Here is a 17,314-nt window from a genome sequence, read left to right as displayed (position 1 = left end):
GTTCCCGGCGTTACCTTGGAGGCGCAGCGCGGGCATTCATTACCTGCCGGACTCATGGGTTGCGCCGTCGACCGCCCGCGTCGGAGCCGCCCTGAGCGCCCATCCGCGACCGGGTTTCACGGATCAGCGAGCGCGGCGAGAACCTGGCGCGCTGGCGCCTGAACCAGCCAACCGAGCCACGCATGTCATTCAGTGACCGGTCCACCCCGCCCCAGTACTCCTGAACTTCCTCCTCGGTAGGTTCACCTGCGGAGAAGATATTTGCATCCGCTCGTTCAGCGAGCAGGGTGGTCGAACCGGCGCTCACGGGGAAAGCATCCACCAGTTCGCGGGCGCTTTCCCTGCGGGTTGCTTTCGCGTTGGTGTCGGCGCCCAGGTCCGTTGCAAGGCTAACGACCTCGCTCCAGCCACCGCCAACCCGCTGCGAAGGCGCGCCGACGTTCAGCCGCCGCTTCCGCCGTCGTACCTTCAGCAGTGCGATGACCAGCAGCGGCAGCAAGAGGACAGCAAGCGGGATGAGCGCTATCAGGATGATCTGAAGCCATGGTCCGAAGTCGTCCCAGAAATCCTTCTCGCGGTCTTCGGCGTCCTGGGGTTCCGGTGCCGAGTCCGGTGGCAGTTCCGCGGGTTCCTGCGGGGGCGGAGGCGGCTGGAGCACCTGCGGCTTCGGCGATGAGCGAGGCTGCTGCTGCGGTGGAACCGGCTCGTTGTCCTCCGGCGGCGTGGGATTGAACGGAACCCACCCGGCGTTGTCGAATGCGATCTCGACCCAGGCGTGGACGTCGTCGCCGGTCAGGGCAATCGGCGCGCTGGGATCTTCGATCTCTTCCCAGTCCGGATAGAAACCCATCACCACGCGTGCAGGGATATTAAGTTTGCGGGCCATGAGGGCCATGGCCACGGCGTACTGTTCGTCGTCGCCCACCATCTGCTCGGCGTCGAGCAGGTTGAGCATCCTCGCGGCACCGTGACCGGGCAGCGATGGAGCCTCACCGTCCTTGCCGTTGCTGAAGAAGCCCTGAGCACTCAGCACCTGTTCCAGGCGGCGGACGCGCTCGATCGGTTCGGAGACCTCTCCGACGTACTCGCTCGCCTTCGAAGCAATCACCGGAGGATCGTTCTGCACCCGCGGCAGGCTCAGACCGGCGAAACCGTACTGGGTGAGCACCTCGTCCCCGGGGAAGTCCGGGAAAACCACATTGACGCTGTAGGAGTCACCGGACTGGACGCCGATGGTCGAGAGTGCGGTGAGGGCGTCGTCGTTGTAGTACAGGGACCGGTTCAGTTCCTGCGCACGGGGGCCCTGCAGGTCCATGCCGAGGAGTTCGCCGCCGGACGGCAGCCAGACCCCGTTATAGCCTTCGATGGTGATGTCGAGCGTCGCGATGGTTCCCTCTTCGTCACCGACGTCCTCGGTGCTGCCGAGCTGTTGCGCGTCGCCCACCCGCGCGAAGTTGCCCGCCGCCTGCGGGTTCACGTTGTACACGACGCCGTCGTAGGCGTCCATCGCGGCGAGACGGATGCGCTGGCCTTCTGGCAGGCCCCGCACCGTCAGGAGCGTTTCGTCGGTCTGGTCCTTCACGTACTTGCGGAAGCTGGTGAGGGGGCTCGGGTAATCGAACAGGTCAACGGGCGGTTCAACAACGTCCCGCAGAACGTCCCTGTCCCTGCTGTCGGCAACCACCGGGCTCACCACGAGGGTCAGGACGGTCGCGACGGCGAGGACAGCACCACCCAGGCCAAGCCGGCGCAGGCGCCCGGAGCGGACGACGGCGGCGTCCTGGCCGGGCGAGTTGGCTGACAGGTTCGTTGTGTCATCGGTTCTCGCGATATCGCGGCGGTAGGCCAGCCACGCCGCCGCAGCCACGATCAGCAGGATCCCGCGGACCTCCGGGAATGACGCGCGGTTGGTGCCGAAGGCGATGCTGACCACAAACAGGCTGAGTACCGGTAGCAGGACCCAGTACGGAGTGCGTACCCTCCAGGCGAGGAGTCCGGCGACTGCTGACGCCACCAGCGCAGACAGGAACGGCACAATCAGCATTCCCCGTCCCACGCCCACCGGGTCAGCGACAGTCAGGAGGTCCTTCCAGGAGAAGACGACGCCGACGATCAGCACCCGCAGCGACTCAAGCGTTGGCAGGAAGCCAAGGAAGGACTCGACGGGTACGGCCAGGGCATTGCCGAGCAACAGGTAGGCGCCAAGCAACACTCCGGCGGTGGGCCAGAAGCCCCATCGGAAGCGGGTGCTCAGCCAGGCGGTGCCGAGCCCGAGCCCAATTCCACCGAAACCGGCGATAAGATAACGCGGATCACCGCCGAAAGTGGGCGCGAAACCGAATACTCCGAGCCCGAGGAGAAGGACGAGTACGCCCCAGTCAATGAGAGCCTGCACGCGTCCGGGCAAGGGACGGGCTTCGCGGCTCATACTGCCGGCCCGGCGGCTCATGCTGCGGCCTTACGAAGAATCATGGGAAGGTCGGCAAGGTTGTTGATGGTCAGGACGGTCAGGTCACCGATGGTGGCCCTGCGCTGCTCCTGGTCCGCAACGCAACGGATCGCGATGCAGCGGATGCCAGGCGAAATCGATGCAGCAGCGGAGCGGAGCTGGGAAGGGGTCACGTTCGGGCCCACCACGAAGAACACCACGGAAGCGTTAGGTACGGTGTCCGCCGTCGTCCTCGCCAGGTCAACCGCGTTGGCGCGCCTGTTGCGGCCCTGGATCCGCGTCATGTCATCCAGCAGGTTCCGTCCGGTTTCAGAGCGCAATGGACCGTCCTGGGTCAGCACGCTGAGGTTCCGCTGCTCGCGGATGGCCTGCAGCCCGATGGAACCGGCCACGGAAATACCCATCTCGAACTCAGCCTCCGACGCATACTCATTTGTATTGGTCGACAGGGCAACAGCGAGGTGGGAACGGCGGGTTTCCTCGAACTGGCGGACCATGAGCTTGCCCGTGCGTGCCGTTGTCTTCCAGTGGATATGCCGGCGGTCATCACCTGGCACGTAGTCCCGCAGCGCGTGGAACGAAACGTCCGCGCTTGAGAGATCCTTGGTCGGCAAGCCTTCCAGGTCCCTGATGAATCCGGCAGCGGACCCCACGAGTGCCACCGTTTTCGGGTGCACGTAGAGGTCCGTGGGCTCGGTCCAGAAAACCTGCCTGCGCAGGAGGCTGAGCGGATCGGCGCGCACCGACCGGACCGGACCCACCACGATCACCGCGCGGCGCTGCGTGGGAATGGTGAACAGGTCCTCATGCACCTGTTTGGGCTTCAGGCGCGGCAGGTGGAAGATCGCCGTCGCCGAACCCACCGGCAGTTCCAGCGACGCCGGCAACAGCGGCTTCGCCGAGGTGTTGGATACCGAAACGCTTCCCACCGCACGGTCCCCCACTGCAACCCTGGTGCGGGTCAGGTCCAGCTCGACGGCATAGGCGGAGCGGCCAACGATGAACCCGATCGCGAGAAGGAAGAGGGCGGAGCCCAGTACGGCGGCAACAATGGCTTCACGCCAGTCGAACACCAGCCCGACGATCCAGAAGACGACGACGACCGCCGCCATGATCCAGCCAAGCGGGCTGACGATCCCCAGCACCGGCTCGCAGTACGTCTTTAGAAAAGTCCGTGTCCGGTCGAGGGCCGGGCCAAGCGCGGCCGTGGCAAGCTGCAGCGTTTCCCTGGTGAGCGAGCGTGGGTGAAGGCGCGACGACGACGGCGCCTTGCCGACCCCACCTGCCGCCTTCGAGCGCGGCGAGGCTGGGGCCCTGCGCTTACGCGCCTGCTCGGCGGTGCGTCGCCGTGACGCGCGTTTTTCCGCTGTATCGGTACTCATGGAGTTGCCTTAGTGATGGAGGGGAACAGATCAGGCCGTTGCGCGCTGCTGCGGGGCGGATACGTCGGCCAGTACGCGGCGCAATACCGCCTCGGGGGTTGCACCGGCGAACTCCGCCTCGGGATCCATGACAAACCTGTGGGTCCAGACGTAGGGAGCGAGTTCCTTCACGTCGTCCGGCAGCACGTAGTGCCTGCCCTGGCCTGCTGCCCAGATCTTCGCCGTACGAACCATGGCGATGGCTCCACGGACGCTGACTCCGAGGCGCGTTTCCGGAGCCGACCGGGTTTCCTCGGTCAAGCGTGAGATGTACTCGAGCACGGCAGGATCGACATGGGTCTCAGACCCAAGATCCGCCATGTCCTTGACCGCCTGGGCGGTGATGATCGGGGTCAGGGTGGAGGACCTGTCGCGCTGTGCGGATCCACCGAGCAGCTGGACGGTCGACGCGTGGTCCGGGTAGCCGATCTCCGTCTTGATGAGGAAGCGGTCAAGCTGAGCTTCCGGGAGCCGGTAGGTGCCGGCCTGCTCGATCGGGTTCTGGGTTGCGATGACCATGAAGGGCCGCTCATTGGTGTAGCTCACGCCATCAACGGTCACACGCGATTCTTCCATGACCTCAAGCAGCGCCGACTGGGTCTTCGGCGACGCACGGTTGATCTCGTCAGCCAGCACGATGTTCGCGAAGATCGGTCCCTTGTGGAACTCGAACTCCTGCGTCTTCTGGTCGTAGATGGTGACGCCGGTGACGTCGGAGGGAAGGAGGTCCGGCGTGAACTGGATACGCGAGTGGGTGCCCTGCACCGTCGCGGCCAGCGAGCGTGCCAGCATGGTCTTGCCCGTGCCGGGAGCATCCTCCAGCAGGACATGGCCTTCAGCGAGCATGCTCGTCAGGACGAGGCGAATAACGTGGGACTTGCCGAGGACGGCCTGGCCAACGTTGCCTACCAGTTTGTCGAACGTTCCAGCGAACCACGCGGCCTGTTCAGCGGTCATTGTCATGATGTTGCTTTCCTTTTTCTCTTGCGTGATCCATAATTTTGGCTTGTCCGTGCGGTCAACATGTCCGTGCTCCGGGTTCGACGGCGACGCTGGCGGTCTTGAACCAGGCTCCACCTGCGCGCTTGACCCACTCGCGGGAGAATCCGGTCTGGCCACCCCTGTCATAAATCGGGTACTGCCCGCCATTCGGGCGGACACACTCAATTTCGAACCTGTAGCCGTTGTCGTACCAGGTACCCCCCGCATCCCTGCAGTTGGGCCGGGTGGCGGCTTTGCCGTTGTTCGATCCGGGATACTCGCACGTTCCGCCTTCGAGCGGATCTTCCACTGTGCCGAACTTGGGTGGCTCCGATCCTGACTTCGCCTGCACGAGCACTCCGGGCGAACACTGGCCTGTCGAATCACATGCCTGGTATTCCATCGTTGCTGTCGCGTCGTACTTCGCGGTGTCGTCCACATAGGTGCCCGAACGCAGATTCTGCGTCTCCCACGCCAGGTCCGGTTCGCGGTGCCGGTACTTGACGTGAGTGACCGGACGCCCGTTGTCGTTGCGGGCTGCATAATCAAACTCGAGCTTCCGGTCGCCCTCTCCGTTTGGTCGCGCAGTTACTGTTGGATCGAGTGGCCTTCCGAAAGGCACGACGGTGTTGGATTGTGCGCTGTTTGCTCCGGGGTAGCTTGATCCGTCTGATGCGGAGACGGCACGTACTACTGCCCAAACGTTGGATCCGTTGGGGAACCCGCCGACTTCCTGACCGTTAGTGATTCCCATGGTCCGCCCATCACTGAACGACGCCTGGTAACTGACTTCCGAAGCACGGGCACCGTTACGCTGCGCCGCACTCAGCTCAGTGAACGTGATCTGCACATGCTCACCCGACCCACCAGTGCGGGTCTCCACCAATTGCGGTGCCGCTGGTGCTGCCGGGGCGCCGACGGCGCGGCGTGGCGCGGACTGCGCACCGTACACACTCCAGCCAGCCTTGTTATACGCCCGCACACTGTAGCTGTAATCAGCTTCATCATTCGGGACCACAATGGTCTGCTCCGAGGACTGCACCTCAGGCAGAGTCCGCACCAGCGCACCACCCTTGAACTCCTGCACCTGATACTTACTCACCGCAGCACCATTAGGGTTCACATCAGCCCAATCAACCACCAACTGACTCTCCGCACCCAAAGACTGCGCACGAGTTGTCGTCGGCGCCGCCGGCGTCCCCGGCAACCCCGCCGGAGTCTCAGCAGCCGAATAATCACTCCACTCCGAAGGCTCCGGGGCAGCATTCCTGGCCTGCACCCGCACCTTATACGCAGTCCCGTTCTCCAAGCCCTCCCACGTAATGGGGGAACCCGCAGCACTACGCTGCACCGCACCATTAGGCGGTGCAGGGCTGATCTGCAAGTCATAACCCTCAATCGGGGAACCCTCATTCCCCGGGGGAGACCAGTTCACCGTCAACGACCCATCACCAAACACCAACGCCGGCGGAGCCGGCTTATCCGGCTGCGTATCCGGGCGGGCAACAGCAGACTCCGGCGACGGATCAGAAACACCAACAGCATTAGTCGCAACCACCGTGAACACGTACTCAACATTGTTCGTCAACCCAGTCAACGTGCACGTAGTCGCCTGACACTCCTGAGAGAACCCGTTATTACTGGTCACCGTGTACCCAGTAATCGGCGAACCATTATCAGCCGGTGGATCCCACGACAACACCACCGTCTTATTCCGCACACCCTCCACCACCGGCGTCGACGGAACACCAGGCTTACCCTTCACCGTCAACACCACCTGCCCCGTGGCAACCCGCGACAAGTCCCCTGTCTTATCCTGAACCGAATACTGCACCGTCATCGAACCCACAAAAGACTCACCCGGAGTAATCACCACAGACTCACCCTGCTGGGAAACACTTCCATTACCATCAGCAATGACCTCAATAATTTCGAGGGGCTCTTCCGGGAACGGATTCACATCATTTTTCAGAACCTCGACCGTTACCGGCTCACCCTGCACCGCCTCAGGAACCTCATCATCATTAGCCACCGGGAGCGGCCTGTTTGAGGCCACCACAGAGAGCGCCACCGAGCTGGTCGCTGTCGCCTCTCCATCGGTGACCGAGATGCCGACAGAACCCGTGGTCCCCACACGTGTTTTGTCCTGAGCCGCGACGCTCAACACCGTACCGTCAAAGGACACGTCAAATCCGGCTGGGCTGTCTCCTGTGACAGCAAACTCCAAAACATCATCGGGATCAGGATCAAACCCCAACGCAGCGATATCCAACGTGACAGCAGGCTCGGCAATGGCAGCTTCCAGTGATCCCGATTCCAGCGTGGGCGGAGCGTTGCGCTTTTCATCCTTGACGGGGATGACATTCGTAATAATTGTCAGCGTGGAACTGAGTCCTTCAGGGTCATCCGGGCCGGAGCCATCAGTGACCTCGAAGGTGATGGAGCCCCTGCCCGCATAGTCGATGTCCGCGGCGTAACGAAGGTTCGACGGGTCCACCACCCAGTCATTCGGATTATCAGTTCCGATTGCAGTGACTTTTTCCTCGACGGTAAGCCGTGGACTCCTACCCTCGCGGACCTCCACCAGTTCGGTCAGGTCCAGTGCCAGTTCGTCGCCGGCATTCACATCAATCGGCGCATCACTGATCAGCGTCGGATACTGCTCACTCAACCCGGGCACCCAGATCACCGCAGTCGCAAGGCCACCATCAATATCCTCGACCGTGTAAGGGATGCTCTGCCCATCCTCGGTCAGCTCGACCCTAACCAGGTTCTCCGAAGTCACAGAGGCCGTAACGTTCGCTGGATCCGCTGAGACCTTCAGGTCTTCAGCCACGCCATCGGGGTCTTCGTCGTTCTTCAGCACGGGCACGTCAACAGCGGTCTGCCCACGTGTCTCCGTCGCCTCCACCCGGTCATCACGGGCAATCGGCAACAGCAGCGGCGCGTTCTGGTCTACCGTGACGCTGATGTTCCCGTTCGCTGCCCCGCCCCGACCGTCCTGAATGCCGTACCTGACGCTGAAATCACCCTCGGCCTGCGGTGCCTGGAACAGCACTCGTCCTTCGACGATCTCAGGAGCCATCTCCTCCGGGGACGCACTCAACGCATCCGGGTTCAGGGAAATCGGATCACCGTCCGGATCCGAATCATTTCGCAGGGCGTCGACGGCGATGGCACGCCCTGGCCGCAGGATCACGCCGTCATTAACCGGCACAGGCTTCTGGTTCGCTTCCGCGGCCGGTGCAATACCCACCTGAATCGTCCCCGTGTTCTCCAGGCCCAAACGGTCACGCACGGTATAGGTGAACGTGTCGGTGCCCGCACCAGCGGTGGACGCCGTGAAGTCAATATAGTTCGGGCCGGGGACAGCAGCGCCCATCTTCGGGGCAGCGTCGATTCCGGCCAGGAACGACGAATCTCCGTCAGCGTCAATCCCATCCAACGGCACTGGGATCCGCACCGTCGAACCGGCGATCACCCGCGCATCAAGATTCTTCGGCACCGGCGGAGTATTCGCCGCATCCAGCGGCCTGATATTGATCCGCACCTGCGCCGAACCAGCCTGCCCTGCACTGTCCAACACCTCATAGATCGCATACACAGTCTTGGCTGTGGCGCCAGCGATGAAACGCAGCGAATTTTCCGAAGCGAAGATCCGCCCATCAGCCAGGTCAACACCCTGCGTCAGCACCGGGCTGAGCGTCAGCTCATCACCGTTGGGGTGTGTGTCGTTCTCCAGGACCGGGATATTCACCACGTCCCCGGCACGTACGGTCACTTCGTCATTCTCACCATTCGGCGGCAACCGCGTCTCAGGACCGGCCACGGACTGAACACTCACCTCACCCGTAGCGGAAGCCTTGCCATTGGAGACCGTGTAGGTGATGGAGGTCTGCCGGTCCAGGTTCCGGACGTCATGGATGCGCAGCAGGTTGTGGTCCAGTACCGCCACTTCCAGCGGCGAGCCCTCGGGAACGTCCACAGACTGAACCACGAGCACCCCACCGGATGGATCAGTGTCATTGCCCAGCACATCCACCAGCACATCACCGTTCTGCGGCAACAACGCCACATCCCGGACAGCAATCGGTGCGCCCTCCGCGCCGTCCGCTTTTGCGTCAACCCGGATCAAACCGCTGGCGCTCTGCGGGCCATTCGTCACCAGATACTCGACGTAATACGTGCCAGCCGCCTCCGGGGTGAACGCGATGGTCCCGGTGTCATAATCCGGCGTAACGACAGCTTCGCCGCCGGTGATCTCAGCTTTGGCCAGGCTCAACTGGGCACCGGCCGGGTCCTGGTCGTTCTGCAGGGGAGAAAGCTGGGCCTCCTGGCCCACCGTCGCCGTGAAGTGGTCAAAGTTGACCACCGGCGCCAGCGTCCCCGCAGCGCGAACATCGAAACTTACGACGCCGGAAGTCTGCTCACGTCCGTCAGAGACGACAATCGCCACTTCCTTCACACCCTGCCCCTTGCCGACATCCCGGAAAGTCAACAGGCCATCGGAACGGGTCCGCACCTGATCCCCGTCCGGCGTCGGCTCAGCACTCACCAGGAACAGGTCATCGCCATCAGGATCCATCCACGAGCTAAGGATGTTCTGGCTGAGCGACTTCCCTTCTTCCACCAGGATCTTGGTCGACCTCAGCGGCTTCGGGGGCTCATTCGAGTCCGCGACCCGCACCTCAACCGTCACCTGCGCGGAATCGCTGCCACCACGACCATCCGACACCTTGTAGGCGAAGGTGTGGTTGCCCACCGGTGCGTCTTCCGGCACAACGATTTGCAGCCCGGCACCGTTATAGATCGACTGGACCTCGCCTGCCGACGGTTGTTCTCCAGCCAGCTCGGTGGTGAGCAGGTCGCCGTCGGGGTCGGTGTCGTTGGTCAAAACATTCAGGATGGTGGTCCGCCCGGCCCTCGCTCCATAGGAGTCATCCTCAGCAACTGGCGGGCGGTTCTCCCCGCTACGGTCCGGCAGAGTATTGACCGGGTTCTCGCTCGCGGACTCTTCGTCCTCCTCATCGGATTCGTCCTTTGGCGGGATGATGTCGCCCCAGTTATCCACCAACTGCATGTTCTGCAGCACCAACCACACATCGCCCGCATTGGTGTCGTTCAGGACCACGACGTCCCGGTTCACCCGGAACACCAACTCCGACTCAGCGCTAAGCTCAGGAATTTCATCACGGCTGTCATATGCATCGTCCACGCAGTCACGCAGGTAGACGGCCACGCCCGCCCATGCTGCGTGCACGCAACCGTCAAGGAGGACCGGATTAGTGGGAATGCCGTTCCCCTCCAACGGAGTAATGACCGGATCACCACCGCTGAGCGGCTGCTTGATCAGCGCAGTCGTCGTCGCCACTACAGCAAAACCCGACGCTGGCCCGCTCTGCTGAAGCTTGCCGTCCTTGGCATCGGGAAGCACAACCAGTTTCCCGTCGGGCAGAAGGAGCTCACCTGTTTCAGCGTTGAAAGCAACACCCTGGTCTCCTACCGCAGCCAGTTCAACGTCGCCGAAACCCTTCAGTTCTTCGGACTGCACTACTTCGGGTGCCGGGTAGGTTCCATCGGCCGCAACTATATAGGTGGACACCGTGCCTGCACCCGGATCAGCAACGAGCACACGATTATTGACCGAAACGGCTGCAACTACGCCTGTGGAACCGGTGACGACGGGTTCTGTCTCCTGGTCGCTGAAAGCACTGAGGTTACCCACCGTGGTGATCCAGACAGAACCGCCAGCGAGATCGGTCACCGCAGCGGTATCCCCGCCCATTGCAATCGCAGCGGAACCCGGCAACTGCACTTCAGTACCGCGCACAACATTCGCCACATCAACCGGACTGATCTTCGACTGATCGGTGTTGATGTTGAAGACGGTAGCGCTGTCCTGAATGATGTCAAAGCCGTCGCTGTTCGCCGCGTACCCACCGTCGAGCAACCGCGACTGGTAATTAAGGTGACCCACCATCCCGGTGTTGTTATTGGTCACCCACACACCGCCGTCGTTCAGGTCCACCTCAGCCGTAGCAAACCCCGGATACAACAGCGCACCACTCACCACAGCAACAGTCACCGCCGAAACTGTCGTAACCGTAACCGCGCTCTTATGTCTGGTGCTGAACCGTCGAAAACCGCCCAGAAGCTTCACAATTTTTCCCCGAGTGAGTTGCTGCCCAATTGTCTGTATAAAGCAGGAGACAGGCCAGGAATGGTGGCCGTTTACAGTGTTACATGTCCAGCCAAATTGGAGCCGGTAAAAATATCGTCACAACTCCCATGTGCCGTCGAAGTATCAGCATGCCGGCATACCATCCGGCGGCCTGAACCCCTGCGTTGTGGTCTCACCCTTGACGAACAGGCCATCGTTATTAGCCAGCCGGTTTGGCCCGGATTGCTGCCGGTACCAGGCTTCACCGGACCTGTAGAGGTAGCGGTAGCAGTTTGAGACGATGGTTTCCTTGTCGTACAACCAGTGGTTTCCATCGCACGAGTTGTTGCTGTCATTGAAATTCGTTCCGTTGGTGCCGTCCATACAAGTACGTGACCCGGCGTTCAGACCTGGCCCACCCGCTGTGATGTTCCACGTCGTGGGCGCTGGAGATTCTCCAGCTGTCCCCGTCACCACTGTCGAGTCTGAGCACTGGCCCGTGTTGTCACAGGCGACAAATTCGAGGGTCTCCTGATCGCCGTAGTTGCCCACCTTGTACGAAACCTTGCCGGATGTTGCCGTAGTTACCCATCCGGTAGTCGGCTTCAGTTTCCGGTGCCGCACCTCGGTAACAGGACGGCCATTGTCTGCGCGCGCCGACCAGTTGAAGTGCACGTTCATGTCTCCCCGTGAACTCGTGCCGGAGTTCGCCTGTGGTGCACGTGGTTTACCAAAAGGCACGACCGTATTCGAGCGCGCACTGTCCGCACCCGGAAAGCTTGATCCGTCTGATGCGGAGACGGCACGTACTACTGCCCAGACGTTGGATCCGTTGGGGAACCCGCCGACTTCCTGGCCGTTAGTGATTCCCATGGTCCGCCCATCACTGAACGACGCCTGGTAACTGACTTCCGAAGCACGGGCACCGTTACGCTGCGCCGCGCTCAGCTCAGTGAACGTGATCTGCACATGCTCACCCGACCCACCAGTGCGGGTCTCCACCAATTGCGGTGCCGCTGGTGCTGCCGGGGCGCCGACGGCGCGGCGTGGCGCGGACTGCGCACCGTACACACTCCAGCCAGCCTTGTTATACGCCCGCACACTGTAGCTGTAATCAGCTTCATCATTCGGGACCACAATGGTCTGCTCCGAGGACTGCACCTCAGGCAGAGTCCGCACCAGCGCACCACCCTTGAACTCCTGCACCTGATACTTACTCACCGCAGCACCATTAGGGTTCACATCAGCCCAATCAACCACCAACTGACTCTCCGCACCCAAAGACTGCGCACGAGTTGTCGTCGGCGCCGCCGGCGTCCCCGGCAACCCCGCCGGAGTCTCAGCAGCCGAATAATCACTCCACTCCGAAGGCTCCGGGGCAGCATTCCTGGCCTGCACCCGCACCTTATACGCAGTCCCGTTCTCCAAGCCCTCCCACGTAATGGGGGAACCCGCAGCACTACGCTGCACCGCACCATTAGGCGGTGCAGGGCTGATCTGCAAGTCATAACCCTCAATCGGGGAACCCTCATTCCCCGGGGGAGACCAGTTCACCGTCAACGACCCATCACCAAACACCAACGCCGGCGGAGCCGGCTTATCCGGCTGCGTATCCGGGCGGGCAACAGCAGACTCCGGCGACGGATCAGAAACACCAACAGCATTAGTCGCAACCACCGTGAACACGTACTCAACATTGTTCGTCAACCCAGTCAACGTGCACGTAGTCGCCTGACACTCCTGAGAGAACCCGTTATTACTGGTCACCGTGTACCCAGTAATCGGCGAACCATTATCAGCCGGTGGATCCCACGACAACACCACCGTCTTATTCCGCACACCCTCCACCACCGGCGTCGACGGAACACCAGGCTTACCCTTCACCGTCAACACCACCTGCCCCGTGGCAACCCGCGACAAGTCCCCTGTCTTATCCTGAACCGAATACTGCACCGTCATCGAACCCACAAAAGACTCACCCGGAGTAATCACCACAGACTCACCCTGCTGGGAAACACTTCCATTACCATCAGCAATGACCTCAATAATTTCGAGGGGCTCCTCGGGGAACGGATTCACATCATTTTTCAGAACCTCGACCGTTACCGGCTCACCCTGCACCGCCTCAGGAACCTCATCATCATTAGCCACCGGCATCGGACGATTGGACGCGAGGATGGTCAAAGCGACTGAGCTCGTTGCTGTTTCTTCGCCGTCGGTAACGGAGATCCCTACGGCACCGGTGGTCCCGATCGCAGCGTCGTCCTGGGCCGCGACGGTGAGCACCGAACCTTCGAAGGACACATCGAATCCGGCAGGGTTTTCTCCCGTGACAGCGAACTCCAGGACGTCGTCTGGATCAGGGTCAGCGGCCAGAGCAGCGATGTCCAGCGTCACTGCCGGTTCGGCAATGGCAGCTTCCAGTGATCCCGATTCCAGCGTGGGCGGAGCGTTGCGCTTTTCATCCTTGACGGGGATGACATTCGTAATAATTGTCAGCGTGGAACTGAGTCCTTCAGGGTCATCCGGGCCGGAGCCATCAGTGACCTCGAAGGTGATGGAGCCCTTGCCCGCATAGTCGATGTCCGCGGCGTAACGAAGGTTCGACGGGTCCACCACCCAGTCATTCGGATTATCAGTTCCGATTGCAGTGACTTTTTCCTCGACGGTAAGCCGTGGACTCCTACCCTCGCGGACCTCCACCAGTTCGGTCAGGTCCAGCGCGAGTTCGTCGCCGGCGTTCACATCAATTGGCGCATCACTGATCAGCGTCGGATACTGCTCACTCAGCCCGGGTACCCAGATCACAGCCGTGGCAAGGCCACCATCAATATCCTCGACCGTGTAAGGGATGCTCTGCCCGTCCTCGGTCAGCTCAACCCTGACCAGGTTCTCCGAAGTCACAGAGGCCGTAACGTTCGCTGGATCCACTGAGACCTTCAGGTCTTCGGCGACGCCATCGGGGTCTTCGTCGTTCTTCAGCACGGGCACGTCAACAGCGGTCTGCCCACGTGTTTCCGTCGCCTCCACCCGGTCATCACGGGCAATCGGCAACAGCAGCGGCGCGTTCTGGTCTACCGTGACGCTGATGTTCCCGTTCGCTGCCCCGCCCCGACCGTCCTGAATGCCGTACCTGACGCTGAAATCACCCTCCGCTTGCGGTGCCTGGAACAGTACCCGTCCTTCGACGATCTCAGGAGCCATCTCCTCCGGGGACGCACTCAACGCATCCGGGTTCAGGGAAATCGGGTCACCGTCCGGATCCGAATCATTTCGCAGGGCGTCGACGGCGATGGCACGTCCTGGCCGCAGGATCGCACCGTCATTAACCGGCACAGGCTTTTGGTTCGCTTCCGCGGCCGGTGCAATACCCACCTGAATCGTCGCGGTGTTCTCCAGGCCCAAACGGTCACGCACGGTATAGGTGAACGTGTCGGTGCCCGCACCAGCGGTGGACGCCGTGAAGTCAATATAGTTCGGGCCGGGAACGGCCGCGCCCATCTTCGGGGCGACGTCGATTCCGGCCAGGAACGACGAATCTCCGTCAGCGTCAATCCCATCCAACGGGACAGGGATCCGCACCGTCGAACCGGCGATCACCCGCGCATCAAGATTCTTCGGCACCGGCGGAGTATTCGCCGCATCCAGCGGCCTGATATTGATCCGCACCTGCGCCGAACCAGCCTGGCCGGTACTGTCCAACACCTCATAAATCGCGTAAACGGTGGTCGCCTTGTCGCCAGCGATAAAGCGCAACGAATTCTCCGACGCGAAGATCCGCCCATCAGCCAGGTCAACACCCTGCGTCAGCACCGGGCTCAAGGTCAACTCATCACCATTCGGGTGGGTGTCATTATCCAGAACAGGGATATTCACCACATCGCCAGCGCGCACGGTCACTTCATCGGGGTTCGCTTGCGGCGGTAGAAGAGTTTCGGGACCCGCTACGGACTGAACGCTCACCTCCCCAGTGGCAGAGGCCTTGCCATTGGAAACGGTATAGGTGATGGTGGTTTGCTGCTCCAAACCACGTACATCGTGGATGCGCAGGACGTTATGGTCCAGTACGGCCACGTCCAAGGGGGACCCCTCCGGTACGTTCACGGACTGGACCACGAGCACGCCACCAGCTGGATCGGTGTCATTGCCCAACACATCCACCAGCACATCGCCGTTCCGCGGCAACAACGCCACGTCACGCACCGCGATCGGTGCACCCTCCGCGCCGTCCGCTTTTGCGTCCACCCGGATCAAACCGGACGCACTCTGCGGGCCGTTCGTCACCAGATACTCGACGTAATACGTGCCAGCCGCCTCCGGGGTGAACGCGATGGTCCCGGTGTCATAATCCGGCGTAACGACAGCTTCGCCGCCGGTGATCTCAGCTTTGGCCAGGCTCAACTGGGCACCGGCCGGGTCCTGGTCGTTCTGCAGGGGAGAAAGCTGGGCTTCCTGGCCCACCGTCGCCGTGAAGTGGTCAAAGTTGACCACCGGCGCGAGAGTTCCCGACGCGCGAACATCGAAACTTACGACGCCGGAAGTCTGCTCACGTCCGTCAGAGACGACAATCGCCACTTCCTTAACACCCTGCCCCTTGCCGACATCCCGGAAAGTCAACAGGCCATCGGAACGGGTCCGCACCTGGTCCCCGTCCGGCGTCGGCTCGGCACTCACCAGGAACAGGTCATCGCCGTCGGGGTCCATCCAGGTGCTCAAGATGTTCTGGCTGATCGATTTGCCCTCTTCCACCAGGATCTTGGTGGTGCGCAATGCTTTGGGAGCTTCGTTGGACTCGGCGGGGCGGACGTCAACGCTGACCTGCGCCGAATCTTTCCCGCCACGCCCATCCTGAACCTCGTAGCTGAAGGTGTGGTTGCCCACCGGTGCGTCCTCGGGAACCACAATCTGCAGCCCGGCACCGTTATAGATCGGCTGGACGTTTCCGGCCGCCGGCTGCTCACCCGTCAGAGCGCCCGTCAGGAGATCACCATCAGGGTCAGTGTCATTGGTCAGGACATTCAGGATGGTGGTCCGCCCGGCCCTCGCTCCATAGGAGTCATCCTCAGCAACTGGCGGGCGGTTTTCCCCGCTACGGTCCGGCAGAGTATTGACCGGGTTCTCGCTCGCGGACTCCTCATCCTCCTCATCGGATTCGTCCTTCGGCGGGATAATGTCGCCCCAGTTATCCACCAACTGCATGTTCTGCAATACCAACCACACATCACCGGCGTTGGTGTCGTTCAGGACCACGACGTCCCGGTTCACCCGGAACACCAACTCCGACTCAGCGCTAAGCTCAGGAATTTCATCACGGCTGTCATATGCATCATCGACACAATCACGCACATACACCGCAGCCGCAGCCCACGCCGCATGAACACATCCATTGAGCTGCACCGGTGACGTCGGGACCCCGTTACCCTCCAGCGGAGTGATGACCGGATCTCCCCCACCGAGTGGTTGCTTGATCAACGACGTCGGAGTTGCCACCACCACAAAACTCGCCGCTGGCCCGCTTTGCTGGAGCTTGCCGTCCTGCGCCTCGGGAAGCGTGACAATCTCACCATCAGGAAGGATCAGTTGCCCGGAGTCACTGTCAAAGACGGTTGGCAGGTCACCCACCGCAGCAACCTGCAGATCACCGGACTGCTTCAACGGCTCAGCCTCGACGACCTCCGGCTCCGCATAAGTGCCGTCTGCAGCAACTGCGTAGGTCGACACCGTTCCCGCAGCCGGGTCGGCAACGGCCACCACATTATTCGACGAAACCGCTGCGGCCACGCCTGTGGAACCGGAAACCACCGGCTCCGTCTCCTGGTCACTGAAAGCACTCAGGTTCCCCACCGTGGTAATCCACACCGAACCACCCGCCAGATCAGTCACAGTGGCGGTATCCCCGCCCATTGCAATCGCAGCGGAACCCGGCAACTGCACCTCAGTACCGCGCACAACATTCGCCACATCAACCGGACTGATCTTCGACTGATCGGTGTTGATGTTGAAGACGGTAGCGCTGTCCTGAATGATGTCAAAGCCGTCGCTGTTCGCCGCATACCCACCATCAAGCAACCGCGACTGGTAATTAAGGTGACCCACCATCCCAGTGTTGTTATTCGTCACCCACACACCACCGTCGTTCAAATCCACCTCAGCAGTAGCAAACCCCGGATACAACAACGCACCACTCACCACAGCAACAGTCACCACCGAGGTGACTGACACGGAGATTGCTCGCTTGTGGTCGTTGCCTAGCCTATTTAGACGGTTCAGAAGCTTCATTGAGTTCCCCGAAATGTGAGTGCG

General features: G+C 61.6%; 5 protein-coding genes. All 5 read right to left on the bottom strand.

The window, feature by feature from the left end:
* Positions 1-52 precede the first annotated feature (52 nt).
* Positions 53-2,449: a transglutaminase TgpA family protein gene (locus ACWA1U_RS09570; RefSeq protein ID WP_463721974.1), complete on the bottom strand. Its 2,397-nt coding sequence runs from the start codon at positions 2,447-2,449 to the stop codon at positions 53-55.
* Positions 2,446-3,831, bottom strand: coding sequence for a DUF58 domain-containing protein (locus ACWA1U_RS09565; protein ID WP_463721973.1), 1,386 nt, complete (start codon positions 3,829-3,831; stop codon positions 2,446-2,448). The genes ACWA1U_RS09570 and ACWA1U_RS09565 overlap by 4 nt, the downstream gene beginning before the upstream one ends.
* A gap of 30 nt (positions 3,832-3,861) precedes the next feature.
* Positions 3,862-4,833 (bottom strand): AAA family ATPase, encoded by a 972-nt coding sequence (locus ACWA1U_RS09560; protein ID WP_463721972.1) that lies wholly within the window; start codon positions 4,831-4,833, stop codon positions 3,862-3,864.
* A gap of 55 nt (positions 4,834-4,888) precedes the next feature.
* Complete coding sequence (locus tag ACWA1U_RS09555) at positions 4,889-10,936, bottom strand: Ig-like domain-containing protein (RefSeq protein WP_463721971.1); 6,048 nt, start codon at positions 10,934-10,936, stop codon at positions 4,889-4,891.
* Between the two features lie 219 nt (positions 10,937-11,155).
* Entirely contained in the window at positions 11,156-17,233 is a 6,078-nt protein-coding gene (locus ACWA1U_RS09550; protein ID WP_463721970.1) for an Ig-like domain-containing protein, read from the bottom strand.
* Positions 17,234-17,314 lie beyond the last annotated feature (81 nt).

Source organism: Arthrobacter sp. TRD_SC_6 (assembly GCF_055361185.1).
Note: the sequence above shows the minus strand (reverse complement) of the source record. Positions and strands in the feature narration are given on the sequence as shown.